The organism is Hydrogenophaga crassostreae, assembly GCF_001761385.1.
GTDB classification, from domain to species: Bacteria; Pseudomonadota; Gammaproteobacteria; order Burkholderiales; family Burkholderiaceae_C; genus Hydrogenophaga; species Hydrogenophaga crassostreae.
The window spans coordinates 1,142,750-1,165,032 of the sequence record NZ_CP017476.1; the positions used below are offsets into that span (position 1 = coordinate 1,142,750).

18 protein-coding genes and 3 tRNA genes are annotated in these 22,283 nt (G+C 59.4%); 16 read left to right on the plus strand and 5 right to left on the minus strand.

Annotated features, from left to right (window positions below; all coding sequences use genetic code 11):
• Window positions 1-3 precede the first annotated feature (3 nt).
• The 5 genes from LPB072_RS05420 (at window position 4) to LPB072_RS05435 (ending at window position 6,033) form a co-directional block, all read left to right on the plus strand.
• Complete coding sequence (locus LPB072_RS05420) at window positions 4-543, plus strand: hypothetical protein (protein WP_157559235.1); 540 nt, start codon at window positions 4-6, stop codon at window positions 541-543.
• A gap of 72 nt (window positions 544-615) precedes the next feature.
• Complete coding sequence (locus LPB072_RS05425) at window positions 616-2,037, plus strand: DUF1566 domain-containing protein (protein ID WP_066088514.1); 1,422 nt, start codon at window positions 616-618, stop codon at window positions 2,035-2,037.
• A 124-nt stretch (window positions 2,038-2,161) separates the two neighbouring features.
• Window positions 2,162-2,710 (plus strand): Lcl C-terminal domain-containing protein, encoded by a 549-nt coding sequence (locus tag LPB072_RS23060; RefSeq protein WP_082876835.1) that lies wholly within the window; start codon window positions 2,162-2,164, stop codon window positions 2,708-2,710.
• Window positions 2,711-2,819: 109 nt separating this feature from the next.
• Window positions 2,820-4,406, plus strand: coding sequence for a hypothetical protein (locus tag LPB072_RS05430; RefSeq protein ID WP_157559236.1), 1,587 nt, complete (start codon window positions 2,820-2,822; stop codon window positions 4,404-4,406).
• Window positions 4,407-4,626: 220 nt separating this feature from the next.
• On the plus strand, window positions 4,627-6,033 hold the full coding sequence (locus tag LPB072_RS05435; protein ID WP_157694130.1) for a GDSL-type esterase/lipase family protein: 1,407 nt from the start codon (window positions 4,627-4,629) through the stop codon (window positions 6,031-6,033).
• Between the two features lie 476 nt (window positions 6,034-6,509).
• Here the strand turns inward: LPB072_RS05435 and LPB072_RS05440 are convergent, their stop codons facing one another.
• Together LPB072_RS05440 and LPB072_RS05445 are read right to left on the minus strand one after the other, a co-directional pair.
• Window positions 6,510-8,570 carry a hypothetical protein gene (locus LPB072_RS05440; protein ID WP_066088523.1) on the minus strand — a complete coding sequence of 687 codons (2,061 nt, stop codon included), beginning with the start codon at window positions 8,568-8,570 and terminating at the stop codon, window positions 6,510-6,512.
• Between the two features lie 265 nt (window positions 8,571-8,835).
• Window positions 8,836-9,183 (minus strand): ArsC family reductase, encoded by a 348-nt coding sequence (locus tag LPB072_RS05445; RefSeq protein ID WP_066088803.1) that lies wholly within the window; start codon window positions 9,181-9,183, stop codon window positions 8,836-8,838.
• A gap of 58 nt (window positions 9,184-9,241) precedes the next feature.
• On the opposite strand from LPB072_RS05445, the gene pip reads away from it, so the two are divergent.
• From pip to LPB072_RS05495, 10 genes are all read left to right on the plus strand, one after another.
• The gene (pip, locus tag LPB072_RS05450) at window positions 9,242-10,174 is read left to right on the plus strand and encodes a prolyl aminopeptidase (protein ID WP_066088806.1); all 933 of its coding nucleotides are present in this window, start codon (window positions 9,242-9,244) and stop codon (window positions 10,172-10,174) included.
• A gap of 57 nt (window positions 10,175-10,231) precedes the next feature.
• Window positions 10,232-11,584: a bifunctional tetrahydrofolate synthase/dihydrofolate synthase gene (gene folC / locus LPB072_RS05455; protein ID WP_066088526.1), complete on the plus strand. Its 1,353-nt coding sequence runs from the start codon at window positions 10,232-10,234 to the stop codon at window positions 11,582-11,584.
• 74 nt (window positions 11,585-11,658) lie between these two features.
• Window positions 11,659-12,495, plus strand: coding sequence for an SPOR domain-containing protein (locus tag LPB072_RS05460; RefSeq protein ID WP_066088528.1), 837 nt, complete (start codon window positions 11,659-11,661; stop codon window positions 12,493-12,495).
• 34 nt (window positions 12,496-12,529) lie between these two features.
• Window positions 12,530-13,015, plus strand: coding sequence for a CvpA family protein (locus tag LPB072_RS05465; protein WP_066088530.1), 486 nt, complete (start codon window positions 12,530-12,532; stop codon window positions 13,013-13,015).
• Window positions 13,016-13,050: 35 nt separating this feature from the next.
• Window positions 13,051-14,553: an amidophosphoribosyltransferase gene (gene purF / locus LPB072_RS05470; protein WP_066088532.1), complete on the plus strand. Its 1,503-nt coding sequence runs from the start codon at window positions 13,051-13,053 to the stop codon at window positions 14,551-14,553.
• 17 nt (window positions 14,554-14,570) lie between these two features.
• Window positions 14,571-15,785, plus strand: a complete 1,215-nt coding sequence (locus tag LPB072_RS05475) for an O-succinylhomoserine sulfhydrylase (protein WP_066088536.1) — start codon at window positions 14,571-14,573, stop codon at window positions 15,783-15,785.
• 2 nt (window positions 15,786-15,787) lie between these two features.
• A complete protein-coding gene (gltX, locus tag LPB072_RS05480) occupies window positions 15,788-17,173 on the plus strand; it encodes a glutamate--tRNA ligase (RefSeq protein WP_066088539.1) in 1,386 nt (461 codons plus the stop codon).
• A 76-nt stretch (window positions 17,174-17,249) separates the two neighbouring features.
• Window positions 17,250-17,325, plus strand: a tRNA-Ala gene (locus tag LPB072_RS05485).
• A 73-nt stretch (window positions 17,326-17,398) separates the two neighbouring features.
• Window positions 17,399-17,474, plus strand: a tRNA-Glu gene (locus tag LPB072_RS05490).
• A gap of 56 nt (window positions 17,475-17,530) precedes the next feature.
• Window positions 17,531-17,607, plus strand: a tRNA-Asp gene (locus tag LPB072_RS05495).
• 120 nt (window positions 17,608-17,727) lie between these two features.
• Here LPB072_RS05495 and LPB072_RS05500 read toward each other — a convergent pair.
• Genes LPB072_RS05500 through LPB072_RS05510 form a run of 3 tightly spaced genes read right to left on the minus strand, consistent with a single transcriptional unit; the run spans window position 17,728 to window position 20,778 of the window.
• Window positions 17,728-18,639, minus strand: coding sequence for a DMT family transporter (locus LPB072_RS05500; RefSeq protein WP_066088542.1), 912 nt, complete (start codon window positions 18,637-18,639; stop codon window positions 17,728-17,730).
• 40 nt (window positions 18,640-18,679) lie between these two features.
• Window positions 18,680-19,240 (minus strand): methylated-DNA--[protein]-cysteine S-methyltransferase, encoded by a 561-nt coding sequence (locus LPB072_RS05505; protein WP_066088545.1) that lies wholly within the window; start codon window positions 19,238-19,240, stop codon window positions 18,680-18,682.
• Window positions 19,237-20,778 (minus strand): AlkA N-terminal domain-containing protein, encoded by a 1,542-nt coding sequence (locus LPB072_RS05510; protein WP_066088548.1) that lies wholly within the window; start codon window positions 20,776-20,778, stop codon window positions 19,237-19,239. The genes LPB072_RS05505 and LPB072_RS05510 overlap by 4 nt, the downstream gene beginning before the upstream one ends.
• A 116-nt stretch (window positions 20,779-20,894) precedes the next feature.
• On the opposite strand from LPB072_RS05510, the gene LPB072_RS05515 reads away from it, so the two are divergent.
• Complete coding sequence (locus LPB072_RS05515) at window positions 20,895-22,277, plus strand: phosphomannomutase/phosphoglucomutase (protein WP_066088551.1); 1,383 nt, start codon at window positions 20,895-20,897, stop codon at window positions 22,275-22,277.
• Window positions 22,278-22,283: the final 6 nt, after the last annotated feature.

Sequence of the window (22,283 nt, forward strand, 5' to 3'; positions counted from 1 at the left end):
AAAATGTGCTTTGCCAGCCCGAGACCACGCGCCGTTTTGCGCCGCGCGCTACTGGCCAGTTGCCTGCTCGGCGGTGCCTTGGGGGCCGCATGCAGCGCGCCCCAGACCGATGCAAAGACCAACGCAGCGCCCCAACCCTTGTTGCCCACCGAGCGGCGCATGCTCGACCCGGCTGGCCCCACCCTGATCACCCAATGGATGGCGCCAGGCGAAACCTTGCCCCGCGTGGTGCAGGCCAAAGGCTACCGATCGGGCATGGGCCTGATCGATGGCGTGAAGTTGGTATTTCATTCGCAACACCAGCGTTGGATGCTGATGCGTGAGGGCGTTCCGAGTGAGCTGCTGCCGGCTTCGCCAGGCGAGCGCATTCAACTGGCCCAACCCGATGTGGATGCACCCGTGATCTGGCAAGCCCGCTTTCGCCACCTGGAAAAAGACTGGTCGCTGGCCGTGACTCAGGTGCAAGTGCCGCCCCCCGAGATTCCCGGCGTGTCGTCGGAACGGGTGCATGCTTTGAATCTGTTGCTTTTGCGTGAGCGCTAAGGGCTTGAGAGCACATTTCGCTAGAACCAAAGCTCACACTCAATGTAACCCTATGTCTTCGCAGAAAATCACATGAACAACATCCAACTTTTCAAAAAACGGCAGGGCAGCGTGGCGCTGGTTTTGGGCTTGGCGCTGGCCTTGCTGGGTGGTTGTGGCGGTGGCGGTGGCAGCGGTGGCCAGACCCATGCGCTTACTGGTGCAGCCGTCAAGACCATTGAAACGCCTTCTTCGCCCACCCCGGCGCAAACCCAAGCCCTGCTCAAAAAAGGCGCCCAGCTCAATACCGCCGAGTTGGCCCGGGCGGCTGAAGCTGCAGCTAACGACGGCGGATCCAGCAACGCCGCAGCCAAAGCGGGCACCAAAGCCGCCACCAGCCTGGTCACCGTCTACCGTTTCTACAACAGCCAGACCACGGCCCATTTCTACACCGCCAGCGAAACCGAAAAGGCCACCATCCTGGCCACGCTGCCGCAGTTCAGCCTGGACGGCGCCGCGTTTTACGCCAGCAACGCCGTGGCCACCGGCCTGAGCCCGGTGCACCGCTTCTTCAACACCCAAACCGGGGTGCATTTTTACACCATCAGCGAAGACGAAAAAACCCTGGTGCAGGCCAGCCTGCCGCAGTTCCATTACGACGGCGTGGCCTATTACGCCAGCAAAGTGGCCGGCAGCCAGCTATCGCCCTTGTTCCGTTTCTATTACGGCAGCAAGGGTTTTCACTTTTATTCCAACAGCGCTACCGAGCGCGACACCATCATCAACACCCTGCCTCAATACCAGTTTGAAGGCACAGGCTACTTCGTGATGACCGCCAACTGGGGCAAAAGCACCTTGAAGCTGCCCCACACCGGCATCACAAACCAGCAGTGTTTCCAGGTCAGTAGCAGCGCTTTAGTGGCCTGCGGCAGCGCCGGCGCCACTGCGCTCAACCCCGATCAAGACGGCCACCGCACCGCCGTCAACCCCATGAGCTACAGCGAAGTGGCAAAGGTTGGCGGTGGCGTTTACGCGCGAACTGAGTGTGTAAGAGACGATATAACCGGCTTGATCTGGGAAGGTAAAGCAGCCAGCGGGCTGCGCGCCGGCGGCAATACCTATACAAATTATGACGACGTGACCCAGCGGCAGCGTCACGGCGGCGCGGGCGTTGGATACGTCAACCCCACTACCGTAGAGATCAACGAGGCTAGCAACAGCGTAGGCTACATGAATTACGTCAACAGCGTTGCCTTGTGCGGCCTCACCAACTGGCGAATTCCATCTGCGGATGAATTGATGGGAATCATAGACTACGGCACAAATTTCCCTGCTATTACGGTAAATATGGCATGGTATCCGAACACATCGCGCGCCTCCTATTGGACATCTTCCGGATTTTCCGCTTCATCTTATGAGGCCTGGGCGCCATATTTTGGAGCTGGTTCGACCAGCAATCGCTATCCGCGAGATTTGTCGTATCCGGTGAGGCTGGTGAGTGGTCGCCGCTTTTGATTTTCTTTTGGGAATTGTTTTGTCTTTTTGACAATACCAATTGGCTAATTCTTTGGATTGACAGTTTTGAGGTCATGGTTCCGTCCGCATTGTGTTTTAATTCGCAGGCAAAACCAAATTATTTTTGCTCACCAAAAAGGTTAAAACAATTGACACTATATTTTTTGAGGAATATATGTATCCATATAGTCGAAATTCATTGAAACTTGTTGCTGCTTTAAGTTGTATTGTATTTTCATTGCCTGCTTATGCGGTATGTCCGAGTGAGCCTACTGCACAGCGCTTTTCACTGAACGGAGCAGAAGTCGTTGATGCTGCTACAGGGCTGGTCTGGGCACGATGCAGTATCGGTCAAGGCTGGGTTGGCAACGGCTGCAGTGGAACCCCCGCCCAATATACGCATGAACAGGCGCTTGAGATTGCGAAATCCACCAATGGTTGGAGACTTCCAAACGTAAAGGAGTTGGCGAGTATTATTGATAGGGGTTGCTTTCAGCCTGCAATCGATACCGTGGCATTTCCCAGTTCAGGCGGCGTCTATTGGACATCCTCACCGTTCAATGGTGCGGGAGGCCCCGGTGCTTGGCTTGTTGATTTTGTGTACGGCTATGCGAGCTACTATATATATCGCAGTCTTTTACTCAACATTCGACTAGTTCGATCTACACAGTAATTTCGGTCGTTTATTGGACTCTGGAAAATTATCTTTGACTCCTAGTCAGATGGCTTTCCGTGAGTAGTTCGAGGAAGCAGGCATTAACATAATTTTCTTGAGGGGCGCAATGAGTCCAAAGGCATCAATTGGTTTAGGGCTCAAAGGCCTGGCTGTGGCTTTGGTTGTGGGCTGGCTTTTAACAGCCTGCGGGGGAGGCGGGAGGGGCGAGGCCGAGGGCACTACCGAGGTCAGGGTTGCGAAGAATACCGAGGTAATGAGCTCGGCGCAAACCACGCATCTGATGCAGAAGGCCGCTTCGATCAACCGTGAGAGCCTGGCCACGGCGGAGGCGGCGGTTGCTGGCAAAAAAAGCCCTGGATTCCCCGCACTGAACAAATCAGGGTCGCAGGTGCCGGTTTACCGTTTCTTCAATACCCAGACAACCGCCCATTTTTATACGATTTCTGAACGAGAAAGAGCGCTCGTTCAAGCAACGTTGCCGGTGTTCAGTTTTGAGGGCGTGGCATTTTATGTGAGCGCTGTGGCCGATACAGGCTTGAGCCCCGTGCACCGGTTCTTGAATGTGCAGACAGGGGTGCATTTCTACAGCATCAGTGCCGAAGAAAAGGCCTTTATTGAAGCCAATTTGCCTCAGTTTCATTACGAAGGTGTGGCTTATTACGCGAGCAAGGTGGCCGGTGTCGGACTGACGCCTCTTTACCGTTTCTTTCAAAGCCAGAAAAGCTTTCATTTTTACACCATTTCCCAGATGGAGCGAGACAACTCCATCATGTTCTTGAGTAGCACCTACCAGCACGAGGGGGTGGGCTATTACGTGATTGGCAATTCGTATTCCTTTGAGCAGTCGATGTTGGATGAACTCAATTCGATTCGATCGCAGGGTGGTTTTGGAACGCTGTCTCGAAATGCTGCTTTGGACACGGCAGCGCGCAACCATGGGAATTACATGCTCCAGAACTACCGACAGGGGGAACTCTGGAATGGACCGTTGTTGAGCACCGTGCATTCACCAACCGGGTGGTTAACTGCGCACACCGAAACCACGGGTTCGGCTGGATTTACCGGGGTGTTACCAGTCAACCGTGCGATTGCAGCTGGTTTTAATACCAACTATGTTGCCGAAGTGATCACCCCTGGCTACACATTTTTCGAGACCTATCCTTACCGTGGCTGCGTGGACGGCCTCCTAAGCACGGTGTTTCACCGGTCTGGCCTTCTTTATTATGGGTTGCGAGAGTTTGGCTCGGCATTTGTATTGTCGGAAGACAAATTTTCTTATGCATGCATCATTGAGCCGGCCATCAATCCGGCCAATAACCCAGCGCCGCCTGCTGGATGGGTCGCCGTCTACCCGTTGCCCAACCAGCAAAACGTAGCCACATCAATGGGTGACGGATCTGGAGAGGCTCCAAATCCCGTCCCTTCTTCGCCACTCCCGGGCAATCCTGTTTCCATCTATGTCGAGCCACAAAACACATTGGGTATTTCTGCTTTCGAACTGCGCGATGCGCTGGGCGCCGTGGTGCCCTCGAAGTTGTTGGTCAAGGCTGATTTTCCAGGTTACCTCACTGACTACATGGCATACCTGGTTCCGCTCTCGCCACTGAACGCCAGCATGGAGTACACCGCGCGTTTTGCTGGTACCAACGCAGGAGCTCCGTTGGTGCGAACCTGGTCTTTTAGAACCAGATAGCCTTTGTGGGTTAAAGGGGCAAGGAGAAGTTGCAGTGCTGTTTTTCAAAGAAGTCGACACAGTGATGTGATGCCCGTGCCATGCGCAAGGCGGCTGTTCACCGTCAATCGAGTCGTCGCCTTTCACAGAGTCCCACGGCCCACAGCTGTTTGTCGATCAAGTTTTTCCGAAGTATGCTCATGGGCTGTGCAGTCATTGGGCTGTTGTTAGAAAGATGATGATGCGTTGGTCTATTCGTATTCGCAAATGGGGCTTGTGCGCCGTGGTGCTGGCGGTGGCGCTGGTTGGCTGCGGCGGTGGTGAGTCTTCCGCTGATGTCGCACAACCTGTCGGCACGTTGCCGAGCTCGGTGTCGTCAGGTGATGCGGGCCAGGCTAAGGCCGAGTCAGCGGGTCAAAAATCCATACTCGATGAGTGGCAGGGCTACGAGGATCCGGACGCTGCTCAGAATGTTTCCACGGCCGCAGATCCTGCTGAAGCCTTGCTGGGCAAGGCTGCTCGTATGAACCGGGAAACGCTCAATGCGGCGCTAGAGCGCAAAGCTGCTGGTGCGGCTGATCGCAAGGCTGCCTATACCGGGCTTGTGCCGGTCTACCGCTTCTACAACAGCGGTACAGGTGCGCATTTCTACACCGCCAACACGGTAGAGCGCGACCAACTGATCGCTTCGTCTTCGTTCTTTCAGTACGAGGGTGCGGCTTTTATGGTCAGCCCGGTTCCCCAGGCGGGTCTCGCCCCGGTGTACCGCTTTATGAACACCAGCACCGGTGTGCACCTGTATACGATCAGTGAAACAGAGCGGAACCTGATTCAAAACAGCCTGCCGGATTACAGGCTTGAAGGTGTGGCTTACTACGCCAGCCTGTCCGGTGGAGTTGGACTCACGCCCCTGTACCGGTTCTACCAGCAGAATCGAAAATTCCATTTCTACACGGCGCTTTACACCGAGCGCGATGATTTGATTTCCAATGCGTGTTCGTATCGGTATGAAGGCCTTGCCTATTACGTATTTGATGCCAATGCCGTCGCCGATCCACCGGCCGCCAAACCCAGCTCGGTGGTCCTGATTGTGGGCGACTCCCTGGCGGAAGGCTATGGAACGTCGATAGGGGGCAACAAGTACGGGTTTGTGACGCCAGGCCAGGTGTGGACAGAGCGTCTGGCTTCCGAAATCAAGACCCGTACCGCACGCAGTTGCAACAAGGTGATCGATGTCAGTGTGGGTGGCATGCGCACGGTGGAGGGGGCGGAAGGCATTCAGGCCTGGCTCGACCAATACGCGCCAACCCATGTGATCTTGGCTCAGGGAACGAACGATGCATGGCAGAACCGCGGTGTTGCGTCGATGATCGCAAACCTCACCAACATGGCGCAGGCAAGCAAGTTGATCGGCGCCAATGTGTATGTCATGGAGTTTGCCTTTTTCCCCAAAGGAACCGCATACCGGCAGGGCATGTCGGCGATGTACCAGGGTGTTGCCACAGATACCCAGTCGGCCTACATCAATGGCACAGGCAATGTGCCGGCCAATTCGACCTACTACCACGACGATGACGTCCACCTCAAGGATGCAGCCCAGCCCAGGGTGCTGGAGACTGTTTGGGCAGCTTTGCAGCCCTTTCTGTGATCCCGGCTCAGCCTGCCAGAGCGCAGGGCCCCAATGACCAGGGTGATGGGTTGAAGCAGGCCATCTGGCCTTGAGCCATGCGCGCGTTTGGGTGAGAGTGCTCTACCGGACGTTTTCTGGAGTGGCAGGGCTTGCGGCCCAAAGCAGTAAAGAAGCCCACATCCGGCCTAGAGTCCGGGCGCCCATTGCTGGCTGCCTGGCAGGCACCTGCCGCTTGCCCCGCTTGATGCGGCAGTCAGGTGGTGCCTGATTGCGTGTGGAGCGGGTCTCTAAGCCAGAGAAGCCGGTGGCACACGGGGGCTCCGCATGTAGACGCGATCCGCGTGACCTGAGTTGAGCCTGCCGACGCTGGCCGGCACAGGCCAGGGCCACTCCCGCGCACCCAAAGACAAAGCTGGCTTCCAGAAGCACCGAAGGCTGAAACCTTTCGGATTCAGCCTTCGGTGCGAGAGGTCGATCGCCTGGTTATGCAGGGCTCAGTTCACAGGCCATGCGCGATAGGCCACGCCTTCGTAGTTGTAGGAGCCAGCCAGGTTGGCGATGATGTTGTCTCGCTCTGCAACGTTGGTGGTGTAGAGGTGCGTGCCCGTGGCAAGCCGGCTGAATCTGTAGACCTCGATGGTGCCCGCTGCTGGGCTGCTGGCTTTGCGCGCATACCAGGCAATGCCTTCGTAGTTGAAGGTGGGCAAGTTCATCACCGCAGCCAATTCGGCTTCGTTGATGGTGTAGAAATGCACGCCTGTGGATCGGTTCAGGAACCGGTGCACCGGACTCAGACCGCTGCCTGCGGCTGGCGCCACCGAGAAAGCGGGGCCCTCGTGCACCAACGATGGCACGGTGTTTCGCACGGTATCCCGCTCGGTCACATTGGCGCTGAAAAAGTGGGACCCGTTGTTGATGTTGTAGAACCGGAACACCATCTTGTAGCCCGGGTTCAACCAGCCGATCAGGCCATCCTGGTAGGCAAGGTCAAATCGGCCGTAGTAATCAGGCAAGCTGGGTGCGGTGCATTTGGCATACCCGCCCCACAATTGACCCACCACCTGCGGGTTGGAACTGGTGCCGTTGCGAAACAGTCCCGATCCACTGCTGCCCCCTTCTGTGAGGCCCAGGCTCCAGGAGACCTGGTACATGGGTTGGGTCGTGTCTGCCGTAGAGACCAGACTGCCATTGGACAACCAAACGCCCATGTTCGAGATGGTGCCCGTGCTCTGGCGCAGGAGGTCTCCACCTGGGTGGTGAAGTGCCGTCATGGCCACCGCGTTGCTGATGGCCTGGCGATCGGTCGACCAGCCTGCAAACATGGCGCCGGCGGGCGCTGCCGCGTTCAGTTTCAGGAACGATGTATCGGTACCGACTGGATTTTTTGTGTTGGTGGTGGTGTCGGTTCGGGTCCAAAGCAAGGTGGCTCCACCGAGCGTTTTTACAGCACCCGGGCTGAGGGTGTTGCTGCCGCAAGCTGATGAACGGTAAAACCAGTAATTGACCATGGTGCTCGCCACGGTCTGGCTTGTGATGCAGTGGTTGGCCGTGAGGAAATACGGTTGGTTGGAGGCGGCTTTGTCGGCCAGGAGCGTGCCGGTGCACACAAAACCTGCCAAATCGCCCTCATCATTTGTGTCGATAAAGTCATAGGTAGACACGGCATTGGCTGCAGGTGGCAATGTTGCGTTGCAAACCGGGTCAGGGTTCAAGCTTGGACAGTCGGATTTAACGCTGGCCGCTTTGAGCTCGGCCATCGGAGCCGACTCCAGCATGTGCACCAGCGAGGGCACCGCGATGGAGACACTGTCTGCGCTCACGCCTGCGGGCAGTTCGATCTCCAGGTCGGTCGCAGAACCGGTTGTCATGGGCAGCCAGTAGGTGCGGGCTTTGCTGCTGTCGCCATCGGCTGCCACGTTGGACGCAATGGCCTGGTTGACGGATGCGCCGGTGATTTCCAGGGCTGTTTCGGAACCGGTGCTCAATACCCTCACCAGGGCGTTGTCGGGAAGGCTGGTTATTTGCAATCCCAGGCGAATGCCGAAGGCATCGGCAGAGGAAAAGCGGGCTGTGCCGGCCGTATTGCCACTGGGCAGCTGGCTCCAGGACAACAGTTGCTGAAAGCTCTTGGCCTGGCTGGTCGCAGCGATGGCACGGCCAATGCCGATTTGATAGGCTTTGGCGACGGGCGTGGCCGCGCTTGGCCGGTTGTTGCGTTCGCGCTTGGCGAGCTCGTCGGCGGGCATGGCGCCCAGATCGATGGTTTGCATTTGCGCAGAAATGTCGCGCGAACCAACTGGGACCGATTTGACAATGACAGCGCCAGCCTCTGCCGACTTGCGCGCTTCGTCGGCGGTCAACACATGGGCATCGTTGCTGTGGACGCTGTCGGCAGCCGTTGAAACGGGTTCTGCGCGGTCCTGTGTTGACGGGGTTTCCGCTTCAGTGGCCGATTTCTGTTTGATGGCTGTCGGGGCTGAGTTGCCACCGCCACAAGCCGTCAGAATGCCTGCCGAAGCAAGGATCAGACTCGTTGTTGTGAGTTTCATGTTCATTGAGGGTCCCTTGGATGCGTATTTCGAGATATCGGGAGCGTCTTGGCGAACGTGGGTTGCGCCAAAGGAGCCCGAATCCCGGCGCAAAGTTGCTATGGAATTTGCGCCAGAGAGATGTTAGGGTGGTTTCGCCCAGTTGCTTGCGCTATCAATTGGAACTAAAGGACTCTTTTTGAGGGGTGTCGCGATTCAACAACGCTGAGTAGGCGTGATTGCACACCATGCAAGGCGCGAAAGCGTTGACTTAAGAGGGTAAGACAGGAGCCTACAGCCTTTGTTCCCAATCTACAGCGTTGAAACCTACCGTTACCGTTCCGTCAGCCCACTGCACCACCGGCCGCTTGATCACGCTGGTTTGGGCCAGCATCAGCGCCTTGGCGCTGGTCGCGTCGACCACCGCTGCGCGTTCGGCATCTTCCAGCTTGCGCCACGTCGTTCCTTTGCGATTGACCAGCGTTTCCCACCCCACGGCCTTTAACCAGGTGTCGGCTTCGTTGGAAGGCACACCGAGCTTCTTGAAATCGTGAAACGTGTATTCAAGGTCACGTTCGCTGAGCCAGGCACGGGCCTTTTTGACGGTGTCGCAGTTGGGGATGCCGTAGAGTGTGATCATTGTCGGATTTTGGCATGGCAACAGCCATTCAGCCGGAGCAAACATGACCTCACGTGAGCTGTACCCACCCATTGAGCCCTTCAAGAGCGGCATGCTCGACACGGGCGATGGCCATCAAATCTACTGGGAGCTGAGCGGCAACCCCGAAGGCAAACCGGCGGTGTTTCTGCACGGTGGACCAGGCGCTGGCTGTTCGGCCGACCATCGGCGTCTTTTTGATCCCCGGCGCTACTGTGTGCTGCTGTTTGATCAGCGTGGCTGCGGGCGCTCCAAACCCGCCGCTTCGCTGGAGAACAACACCACCTGGCATTTGGTGGCCGACATCGAGCGCCTGCGTACCCTGCTGGGCGTTGAACAGTGGCTGGTGTTTGGCGGTTCCTGGGGCAGCACGTTGGCACTCGCTTACGCGCAAACCCATACCGAGCGTGTTTCGGCCCTGATCGTGCGGGGCATCTTCACGCTGCGCCGGGAAGAGTTGCTCTGGTATTACCAGGAAGGCGCTTCCTGGCTGTTTCCCGATTTGTGGGAAGGCTTTGTGGCGCCCATTCCCGTGATCGAGCGCGGCGACCTGATCGCGGCCTACCGCAAACGCCTCGTGGGCGAAGACCGGGCCGAACAGCAGGCCTGCGCCCGCGCCTGGAGCCTGTGGGAAGGGCAGACGATTCGCCTGCTGCCTGATGCGGCGAACTCGGCCAAACACGCGGGCGACGCCTTTGCATTGGCGTTTGCGCGCATCGAGAACCATTATTTTGTGCACGAAGGCTGGATGGACGAGGGGCAGTTGCTGAGCGATGCGGGCAAGCTGGCAGGCATTCCGGGCGTGATCATTCAGGGCCGCTACGACGTGTGCACCCCGGCCCACACCGCCTGGGCGTTGCACAAGGCTTGGCCGCAAGCGGAATTTCATCTGGTGGGCGATGCAGGCCATGCCTTCAACGAGCCGGGGATTTTGTCGCAGTTATTGGCGGCGACGGACCGGTTTGCTGCTTGATCGGGTGATGGCACCTTTGACTGTCTGGATTTCACTCCCTGCGACAATCCCTGGGCCATGAACCCAACCACCCTCACCGATTGGCTCGCCCACTGCGAGCGCCTGCACCCCGTCACCATCGACATGGGGCTAGACCGCGTGCAGCGCGTGGCGCAGCGCATGGGCCTGAGCATGAATTGCCCTGTGATCACGGTGGCGGGCACGAACGGCAAGGGTTCTACCTGCGCCATGCTGGAAGCGGTGTACGGCGAGTCGGGCTACCGGGCCGGGGTGTACACCTCGCCGCATCTGGTGCATTTCGAAGAGCGCTGCCGGGTGGGCGGCGAGTCTGTGAAGGCCGAGGCCTTGCTGCCGGCGTTTGCCGAAGTCGAAGCGGCGCGGCTGGGGCAGGGCGCATCGGGTCACGACGATGGCGGCGAAGTCAGCCTGTCCTATTTCGAATTCACGACGCTGGCCATCCTGCGCACCTTGTCGCAGAGCAGCCTGGACGTGGCGATTCTGGAGGTCGGCCTGGGCGGGCGTCTGGACGCCGTGAACATCATCGACACGGATTGCGCCGTCATTACAAGCATTGCGCTGGACCACATGGCTTTGCTGGGCAATGACCGTGATGCGATCGGTTATGAGAAGGCGGGCATCATGCGCACCGGCCGGCCGGTGATCGTGAGCGATCCGGTGCCGCCGCAAAGTGTGCTGGACCGTGCCATGGAAGTGGGCGCCGACCTGTGGCGCCTGGGCAAGGATTTTCATTTCGCGGGCGATCAGCAGCAATGGGGCTGGGCCATGCACCCGTCTCATGGCGGGCGGCGCTATGCCGGGCTGGCTTACCCGGCGCTGCGCGGGGCGAACCAGTTGGTGAATGCGTCGGGCGTGTTGGCGGCGCTGGAGGCCTTGCGGCCCCGTTTGCCTGTGACGGCTCAGGCGGTGCGCAACGGGCTGGCGATGGTGGAATTGCCGGGGAGGTTCCAGATCGTGCCGGGTACGCCGACGCTGGTGCTGGACGTGGCGCACAACCCGCATTCGGTCGCTGCACTCACTGAAAACCTCGATGCCATGGGCTTTTACCCCACGACACACGCCGTTTTTGGCGCTATGGCTGACAAAGACCTGGTGCCGATGCTGGAGCGCATCGCGCCGCTGATCGACCGCTGGCATGTGACCGATTTGCCTCTGGAACGTGCCAGCAAGGCCCAGGCCCTGGCCGACACGCTGGACGGCAACCCGGCCACGGCGCCCAAGGGGCAGTCGCGGGTGGCAGGTTGCCATGCTTCGCCCATTGAGGCCCTGCGCGCAGCCGTGGCCGAGGCGGACCCCGCTGATAGAATCGTGGTCTTTGGCTCGTTCTTCACCGTGGGTGGGGTTTTGCAGGACGGTGTGCCCCGGTTGTCTGCGAAACACGTGTCTGTTTGACCCCGCTCGTGACGGCACACGATTGCCCGTAGCGCTCCTTCGCCGGCCTTGAAGGCGATCAGGTTCAAACCCGCATGCTCAAATCCCGTTCCGGCTCTCAGGGCAGTTCCTCAGCGACCCCTCCACAAACCATCGAGGTGGTGCGCCGCCGCGCACGCCACCGCCTGATCGGCGCGGCCATTCTGGTCCTGGTGGGGGTGCTCGGGTTCCCCTTGTTGTTCGACACAGAACCGCGCCCGGTGGTCGGCGACATCCCGATCGAGATTCCCTCGCGCGGCGACGCGACTCCGTTGGCCAAGGCCGGGCCCGATTCAGCCTCCCAGGAGAAGGCTTCAGCCGTCCTGCCAATCGAAGAGATCAGGGAATCGGCCGTTTCTGCGCGTGAGAGTCTGGATGCGCGAGAAGAGGTTCTCGAACCGTCGGGCGTTGATACGGCCGCCAAGTCGGCGCCAAAACCCGTGGTACCCCCTTCACCTGTTGAGCGCGAGGTGGTCCAGGAGACGGTAAAAGACACCAAGAACGACAGCCGGGCATCAGATGCCAAAGCGGCAAAGGCGGCCCAGGCGGCCAAAGAAGCAAAAGATAAAGAGGCCAAGCTCGCGGCTGCTGCCAAAGCCAAGAGCAATGCTGCGGAAGCTGCTCGGGCCAAGGCCCTGTTGGAAAGCAAGAAGCCTGCGGGCACCGAGCGTTTCGTGGTGCAGGTGGGCGCATTTGCCGAGGCGGGCAGTGCGCGAACCACCCGTTTGAAGCTCGAGCGTGCAGGCCTTACCACTTACACCAACGTGGCCAAAACGTCAGGTGGCGACTTGATTCGTGTGCGCGTGGGGCCATTTGATTCGCGTGCAGAAGTGGACAAAGCCGCGGCCAAGGTCAAGGCGCTGGGCTTGCCTGCGCGGATTCTCACGCTGTGATGGGCCAGCAGTCTGCTGACCGTGGAGTTCGGCCATGAGCTGGGTGGATGTCGCCTTGCTGGCGGTGCTGGGTATTTCGATTCTGCTGGGATTGTGGCGCGGTCTGGTTTACGAAGTGCTGTCGGTCGCGGGCTGGGTGATCGCGTTTTTTGCGGCTCAGCGCTATGCAGGTGCCGTGGCCGAAGTGCTGCCAATGGACCAATTTGCACCAGCCCTGCGGCTGGCTGCCGGATTTGCCTTGGTGTTCATCGCCACAGCGTTTGCCTGCGGCATTGTGTCGTGGCTGGTGAAAAAGATGGTGGCTTCAGTGGGCCTGAGACCTGTTGATCGCATATTGGGCGGCGTGTTTGGCATCGCCCGTGGCTTGTTGATTTTGTTGGGCTTGACCGTGGTGGTCAGCATGACCCCTTTGCATGCCGAACCTGCTTGGCAGTCGTCGCCCGTGGCGGCCGGCCTGGCGCATGGGTTGGAGGCCATCAAACCGGTGTTGCCCGCCGCCATGGGGCAATACTTGCCCTGAGTTGTAGAGTGTTTTTTATTCCGTAAGGACCCAACATGTGTGGAATCGTAGGCGTGGTGAGCCAAGCGCCGGTCAATCAACTGATCTATGACGCGTTGCTGTTGCTTCAGCACCGGGGGCAAGACGCCGCCGGTATCGTGACTGAGCAAGATCGCAAGTTCTACATGCACAAGGCGAAAGGCATGGTTCGCGATGTGTTTCGAACGCGAAACATGCGCGCGCTGCCGGGCAATGTGGGGCTGGGTCAAGTGCGTTACCCCACCGCGGGCAACGCCTACAGTGAAGAAGAAGCGCAGCCGTTTTACGTCAATGCGCCGTTTGGCATCGTGATGGTGCACAACGGCAATCTGACGAATGCGCAGGAACTGAAGCAAGAGTTGTTTCAAACCGACCACCGGCATATCAACACCGACAGCGACTCCGAGGTGTTGCTCAACGTGCTGGCCCATGAGCTGGAGAAAATCTCGCGCGGGATCACGCTCAAGCCCGCCGAGGTGTTCGCAGCGGTCAAAAACGTACACAAGCGCATCAAAGGCTCCTATGCCGTGATCGCACTGATCGCAGGCCATGGCCTGCTGGCTTTTCGCGACCCGTTTGGTATTCGCCCCCTGTGTGTTGGCCAGTCGGACGCCGGTGTGATGGTGGCCAGCGAGTCGGTCGCGTTGGACGGCAATGGATTTGACCTGTTGCGCGATGTGGATCCCGGTGAAGCGGTGTACATCAGCGAAGGCGGCGACGTGCAGTTTCAGCAATGTGCTGAAAAAATCAGCCACCACCCTTGCATTTTTGAGTATGTGTATCTGGCCCGCCCCGACTCTGTGATGGACGGCATTTCGGTGTACCAGGCTCGACTGAATCTGGGCAAGACGCTGGCCAAGCGCGTGATCTCCAACGTGCCGCCGAGCCAGATCGATGTGGTGATTCCGATCCCTGAATCATCGCGCCCGAGCGCGATGGAGTTGGCGCAGCTGCTGGGCTTGCCATACCGGGAAGGGTTTGTGAAAAACCGCTACGTGGGCCGCACCTTCATCATGCCGGGTCAGGGTGTTCGCAAAAAATCGGTGCGCCAGAAGCTCAACGTGGTGGCCAGCGAGTTCAAGGGCCGCAACGTGTTGCTGGTGGACGACTCCATCGTTCGCGGAACGACCAGCCGAGAGATTGTGCAAATGGCCCGGGATGCGGGCGCCAACAAGGTGTACCTGGCCAGTGCCGCACCTCCGGTGCGTTTTCCCAACGTGTACGGCATCGACATGCCCACACCGCACGAGTTGATTGCACACGGCCGCACGACCGATGAGATCCGCGAGAGCATCGGTTGCGACGCGTTGATCTACCAGGACGTGGACGCGATGAAGAGCGTCATTGGCGCCCTGAATCCCAAGCTGGCCGGTTTTGACGCTTCTTGCTTTGACGGCGTTTACGTCACCGGTGACATCACCGCTGACGATATTCTTCGTCTCAATCAGGGGCGCGACCAAGCTGAAGAGGGTGAAGAAGACACCTCGCGTCTGGCCTTGCCGAACTCGCAAAACGCTTGAAAAAGGCTTCTGAGGCAATGGCATCGCTCCCTCCTGAATACGACAATTTGCACCGCGATACGCTGGCCGTACGCGCGGCGGTCGAGCGCACCGCTTACGGTGAAAACTCCGAGGCGCTCTTCCTGACCAGCGGTTATGTGCAGCCTTCGGCCGAAGCCGCTGCGCGTCGCTTTGCCGGCGAAGAAGACGGTTACACCTATGGTCGCTACGGCAACCCGACGGTGTCCAGCTTTGAGCAGCGCCTGGCAGCGCTGGAGGGCGCTGAAGCCTGCATCTCGACTGCGTCGGGCATGTCGGCCATCTTGATGATGTGCATGGGCCTGCTGAAATCGGGTGACCATGTGCTGTGCTCGCGTTCGATGTTTGGCTCGACGATCAAGCTCATCGGCTCCGACCTCGCCAGGTTCGGTGTTGAGAGCAGCTTTTTGCCGCAGGCCGATGCGGCCGCCTGGCAAGCGGCAATCAAACCGAACACCAGGCTGTTGTTCGCTGAAACACCGACCAACCCCCTCACAGAGGTGTGCGATATCCGCGCGTTGGCCGACATCGCCCACAACGCAGGCGCTTTGCTGTGCGTGGACAACTGTTTCGCCACGCCGGCCTTGCAGCGTCCGATGGCGCTGAGCGCCGATATCGTGATGCACTCGGGCACGAAATACCTCGACGGTCAAGGCCGTGTGATGGCCGGCGCCTTGTGCGCCAGCGAAGCACTGGTGACCAAGACCTTCTTGCCTGTGCTGAAAAGCGCTGGCATGACATTGGCACCATTCAATGCCTGGGTGGTGCTTAAAGGCTTGGAGACGTTGGACATCCGCATGCAGGCCCAGTCGGCCCGTGCGCTGGCGCTGGCGCAATGGCTTGAGAGCCATCCTTCTGTGTCCCGGGTCTTCTACCCAGGCTTGGAGAGCCATCCTCAACACGTCCTGGCCATGGCCCAGCAATCGGCTTTGGGCGGCGCGGTGTTGTCGTTTGAGGTCAAGGCCGGCGGCGATCAGCAGGCCCGCGAGCGAGCATTCCATGTGCTTGACAGCATGCGGGTGTTGTCGCTTTCCACCAATCTGGGTGACACCAAAACGCTGGTCGCCCATCCGGCCAGCACCTCGCACGGTCGTCTCACCGCCGAGCAACGCGCCAACGCAGGTGTGACGCAAGGCCTGATTCGCGTGGCCGTGGGCCTGGAGCATTTGCAAGACATCACCGCCGATCTCGACCGCGGCCTCACCTCTTTTTGAACATGACCACTGTACGTACCCGTTTTGCCCCATCGCCCACCGGTTTTATCCACCTGGGCAACATCCGCTCGGCGCTGTATCCCTGGGCGTTTGCCCGGGCAACCGGTGGTATTTTTGTGCTGCGCATCGAAGACACCGACGTGGAGCGCTCTTCGCAAGCTGCGGTGGACGTGATCATCGAAGGCATGAAGTGGCTGGGGCTCGACCATGACGAAGGCCCGTTCTATCAAATGCAGCGCATGGACCGCTACAAGGAAGTTCTGGCCGGGATGGTGAGTGCGGGTCAGGTGTATCCCTGCTACATGAGCATGGCCGAGCTCGATGCTTTGCGAGAGCGGCAAATGGCCAACAAGGAAAAGCCGCGCTACGACGGCACCTGGCGCCCGGAAGACGGCAAGGTGTTGCCGCCAGTGCCGGAGGGCGTGAAGCCGGTCTTGCGTTTCAAGAATCCGCAAGGCGGGGTCGTGGCCTGGGAAGACAAGGTCAAAGGCCTGATTGAAATCAAGAATGACGAGCTCGACGACCTCGTGATCGCCCGCCCCGACGGCACGCCGACCTACAACTTCTGCGTGGTGGTTGATGACCTCGACATGGCGATCACACATGTGGTGCGTGGCGACGATCACGTGAACAACACGCCGCGCCAGATCAACATCTTCCGCGCGCTCGGCAAGGAGCCGCCCGTGTACGCCCATTTGCCCACCGTGCTCAATGAGCAAGGCGAGAAGATGAGCAAGCGCAACGGCGCCAAGCCCGTCACGGCCTATGCCGAAGAAGGCTACTTGCCCGACGCCATGGTGAATTACCTGGCGCGCCTGGGCTGGAGCCATGGTGACGACGAAATTTTCAGCCGCGCACAATTTCTGGAATGGTTCAACCTGGACCACCTGGGGCGCAGCGCCGCGCAGTTCGACGAGGCCAAGCTGCGCTGGGTGAATGCGCAACACCTCAAGGCCATGGACGATGCGGCCTTGGCCGATCTGGTGGCCGTTCAACTGGGGAAGAAAGGCATCGTTGCCGATGACCGCTTGCCACGTATTTGTGGTTTGTTCAAAGACCGTTGCGACACCACCGTGGCTCTGGCGGATTGGGCCGCTGCGTTTTACGCGGATGTCCATCCGGCCGAGTCCGAGCTGGCACAGCACGTGACCGATGCCATTCGTCCAGCGTTGGCAACGCTGGGCGAAAAGCTGGCGGGTTGCGCTTGGGACAAGGCCAGCATCTCGGCCGCGATCAAGGAAACCACCACTGCACACGGCATCAAAATGCCTCAATTGGCCATGCCGGTGCGGGTGTTGGTGATGGGTACGGCGCAAACGCCGTCACTGGATGCGGTGCTGGAACTGCAAAATCAGCAAACAGTTTTGAATCGACTTCAAAAATCCTAAAAAGTGGTCTATAATTTGAGGCTTGCTGATTCACACTGAACGTTGCAAAACGCCGATGTGAAGCTGCAAACCCTGTGGGGGTATAGCTCAGCTGGGAGAGCGCTTGCATGGCATGCAAGAGGTCAGCGGTTCGATCCCGCTTACCTCCACCAAATTTTGGCTTGAGGTTCGAAACAACGCGGTAAGCGATGCTAGAATTCCGAGTTCGGTTAGTTCCAAGGTTTTGACCCTATCGTCTAGAGGCCTAGGACATCACCCTTTCACGGTGAGTACCGGGGTTCGAATCCCCGTAGGGTCGCCAAGTTTGTGGCACTTGGCTTGAAGCTTCACAGCATCAGGCAAAAGCTGCACCACTGCGGAGTGGTAGTTCAGTTGGTTAGAATACCGGCCTGTCACGCCGGGGGTCGCGGGTTCGAGTCCCGTCCACTCCGCCAAAAATGGATAGCCGTTCAATTCGCAAGAGTTGAGCGGCTTTTTCATGTCTGGTTGATTGGACACAAGCGGGCAAACGCCAGCGCCATGAGCGGGAAGTTGTCGATGGCGACTGGCGAAACTCAGGCAGAGGGCGCGAGGGCCCGCAAACGCAACATGCCTGTGGACAGTGCTGTTCCGACCAGAATCACCAAACCGCATCCGATGGTCCATGGCGTGATGGACTCGCTCAGGAACACGGCACCGTACAACATCGCAAACACCGGCACCACAAAGGTCACCGTGAGCGCTTTGGCGGGCCCGGCCCGTTCGATGAGGTGAAAAAACAGGATGTAGGCGATGGATGTGCAAAACAACGCCACGACAGCCACCGCCAGCCAGGCGGTGTGGCTGACGGGGTGAGCAGGCCACCACCAGATCATGGGCAAGGCGAGCGCCAAGCTGGCGCCAATCTGGCTACCGGCCGCAGTGGCCAGGGGTTGAGCGCCCGACAGGTTGCGTTTGGTGAAACTGGCAGCGATACCGTAGCAAAGTGTGGCCAGCAGGCATGCACCCATGGCGATCAAAGTGGATCCTGCGGAACCGCTATTGCCCGAAAAAGGGACGTCAAAACCTGACTTGCCGAGCACCAGCAGTGCGACGCCCACAAAACCGATCACGAGCCCGAGGATTCGAGAGCCGTCGGGTTTGTCCTTCAACCAAAGCCAGGCGACCAGGGCGCCTGAAAGAGGCACGGTGGCGTTGAGGATGGCGGTCAAGCCAGTGGCGATGTGCAGCACCGCATAGGAAAAAAGCGCGAAGGGCAGGGCCGAATTGAGCACACCCACCAACAGAATCTTCCCTGCACGTTGTTTGAAATCGGCCCAGATGCCCCTGACCAGAAACACGGGCAGCAAAAACAACGCGGCCAGGCTCACGCGAAGGCCGGCAGTGGGCAGGGCGCCGAACTCTGCTGCCCCGAGGTGCATGAAGAGGAAGGAAGAGCCCCAGAGTGCCGCCAGCAACACGAATTCAGCGATGAGTGTGGGTGACATGGACAGGAGTATGGATGGGGAAGCACCGATTCATCGCGTCTCAAGCATTGGGACTGTTGACATTCGATGCGGGCATTGATGCGTTTGTGTTGCGCCAAACGGCTGCGCCTTCCAGTTGCAGCAGCGCTGTTTTTCGATCGAGGCCACCGGCGTATCCGGTGAGCGCGCCATTGGCACCCACCACGCGGTGGCAAGGCACAACGATGCTGATGGGGTTGCGCCCTACAGCCGCGCCAACGGCACGAACCGCCGCAGCACGACCCACCTGGTGAGCGACTTCACCGTAGCTGCGGGTGTCACCACCCGGAATGCCTTGCAAGGCGGCCCAGACATCGCGCTGGAAAAGCGTGCCCGCCATCAGGTCGAGTGGCAGATCAAAGCGTTTGAGCGCACCGTCAAAAAAAGCGCGCAATTGCCGCTGGGTTTCAAGCAAGACAGGTTGTTGGTTGTCGATGGCCCAGTGCTGAAACCATTTGCCGTCTGGCCGGTGGCGCTGGTCATGGAACCACAGGCCCGCGAGCCCTTGTGGCGTCGCACACAGGTTGATCGGCCCGAGCGGGGAATCCCAGGTGGATTGAACAGCATGAGTGGGCCATTTCATGGCGTGACCTCTGAAGGGTTGGTGGATGGGCCCGGTTTTGCGGGCGCAGCCCAGGCACGGATCACGGCATAGCTGCGCCAGGGACGCCAGGCTTGAGACAGGCGCTCCGCCTCGCGTTGTGCCTCGCGACCGCGGTGGTCGGGCAGCCCGAGGGCCTTGGTCAGCGCCACATCGCCCACCAGCCAGGCGTCGGGCCAGCGCAAGGCGCGCATCGCGATGTACTGCGCGGTCCATGGACCTATGCCTGGCAAAGCTTGCAAGGCTTCGATTGTGGTTTTGGGATTGGCGTGGGGACTCAGGTCAACAGCGCCTGTGGTGATCGATTCGGCCAATGCCTGCAAGGCCTTTTGCCGCTGCCTAACGATGCCGATCGCACCGAGCACATCGGGAGAGGCCGCAGCGATGGCCTCGGGCGTGGGAAACAGGCACTGGAGTTCGGCGAACGGGGTTGTGACGGGCTCACCCAGCAGTTCGACCAGCCGCTGCGCCAGCGTGCGCGCGGCAGCGACGGTGATCTGCTGGCCGAGAATGGCGCGCGTCGCGAGTTCAAAACCATCGACGCAGCCCGGTACGCGCAGCCCATTGCCTTCAGGAAACGGCTTGTTCAGCACCGCGTTGATGGCCGTTGGGTCGGCATCCAGATCCAGCATGGCTCGCACACGCCAGGTCACAGCAGGTAGAACGGCCTGCAGGCTGTCGCTGACATGAAGCTTGGCACGGTGGTGTTGTGGCTCAAGACGCACCGAGAACCAGCCACGATGAGTGATGCCGCCGGCGTCGATGCGAAGGGTACGCCTCAGGCAAGGGGTATCGCCCAATTCGACCCATTCGACGCCGCCGATTTGTCGCTGTGCGAAGAAGCGCATGAGGGCAGCGCTATCGAGGGGTGGGCGCCAGGCGAGTGCGACGGGTTTGTCGGCACGACCTTCGGTTTGAGGAGGCAACCGCCGCATCTGGGTCGGTTTGAGCCGGTAGTGGGCCAAAAACGCTGCATTGAAACGCCGTTGGCTGGAAAAGCCACTGGCCTGTGCCACTTGGGTGATCGGCAGGGCTGTATCGGTCAGCAGTTGTTTGGCAGTCAGCAGCTTGCGGGTCAGCAGGTATTGCAAAGGGGAAAGGCCGAGGTGCGAGTCGAAGATGCGGCGCAGATGGCGGTCGCTGACACCCAGCCGGGTCGCAAGTCGGGCAACGGTGCGGTTGGACTCGTCCCCTTTGGCCCAGACATGGGGGTCGTCGAGCCAGCGGGTGGCTTGCTGGGCAAGGATGGTTCCCGCGTCTTCGGTCGACCAATGACGATCCAGTGGGGCCAGCTCCGGGCGGCAGCGCAGGCATGGCCGAAAGCCGGCTTGCTCGGCTTGCGCGGCATGTTCGAAGAAGCGGCAGTTTTCACGCCTGGGTGTGCGAACCCTGCAAACCGGGCGGCAATAGATGCCTGTTGACGTCACGGCGGTAAAGAATTGCCCATCGAACCGCGCATCGTGGGAGCACAGGGCGCGGTAGCAGGCGTCTGCGTCAATGTGGGGGTTTTGCGATGGCATGGCTCGATGGTAGAGCTTTGTGGGGGTATTTACTGGTCGTTTTCGGACCTGTGCACGGCGTAAGCCGATCCCCCGCGACCTACAATGGAGGGATCGGCTACAACCCCTGACATCTCATGCAACTCGCGGCTTCCATCTTCAAGGCTTATGACATTCGTGGCATTGTTCCTGAGTCTCTCAACGAAAGCGTCGCCGAAGCCTTGGGGTTGGCATTTGGCACACAAGCCAAGGCGCTTGGTGAACACGCCGTGGCCGTGGGCCGCGATGGCAGGCTGAGCGGTCCTGCGCTGTCTTCGGCCCTGATTCGAGGCCTGGTTGCTGCGGGCGTGGAGGTCATCGATATCGGCCTGGCAACCACGCCCATGTTGTATTTCGCCGCCCACACCTTGTGTACCAGCGGGATTCAGGTCACTGGTAGCCACAACCCAAAAGATTACAACGGTTTCAAGATGGTTTTGGCCGGTCGAGCCATTTACGGTGAAGACATTCAAAACCTCCGCAAGATGATGGAAACCGAATCGGGCGTCCCGTCAGCGGGCGGGCAAGTGCGGCATGTGGATGTGCTGAACACTTACCGGGAACGCATCGTGGGTGATATCAAGCTGTCTCGACCCATGAAAGTGGTGGTGGATTGCGGCAACGGCGTGGCGGGGGCTTCCGCTCCGGGCATTTTCCGCGCGCTGGGTTGCGAAGTGATCGAGCTGTTCAGCGAAGTCGATGGCAACTTCCCCAATCACCACCCTGATCCGAGCAAGCCTGAAAACCTCGCGGATGTGATGCGAACACTGCGCGAAACCGATGCCGAACTGGGCCTGGCCTTTGACGGTGATGGCGACCGGCTGGGTATTGTGACCAAGCAGGGCAACAACATCTATCCGGATCGGCAGATGATCCTGTTTTCCCAGGACGTGCTGAGTCGCGTACCGGGTGGCGACATTGTTTTTGATGTGAAGTGCTCGCAGCGCCTTGCGCCAGCCATTGAAGCGGCGGGTGGCGTGGCTCATATCTACAAGACCGGACATTCGCTGATCAAAGCCCGCATGAAGGAGCTCAACAGCCCGCTGGGTGGCGAAATGAGCGGGCATATTTTCTTCAAGGAGCGCTGGTACGGATTCGATGATGGCACTTATGCAGGTGCACGGTTGCTGGAGATTTTGAGCCGCAGCGAGGATCCGAGTGCGGTGCTGGATGCGCTGCCCACCAGCCACAGCACCCCCGAATTGAACGTCGCCTGCGCTGAAGGGGAACCGCATGCCCTGGTTGAAAAAATGGTGGCCTTGGCTCAGTTCGATGCGCCTGCCAAAACCTCGACCATTGACGGCGTTCGCGTTGACTGGCCCGATGGTTTCGGGCTGATCCGTGCATCCAACACCACGCCCGTATTGGTGTTGCGTTTCGAGGGTCAGTCGCCTGAGGCGCTGCAACGCATTGAAACGGCCATGCTGGCTTTGCTCAAGCAAGTCAAGCCCGAGGCCGTGATCGGTGCAAGCACGCACTGAGCGGAA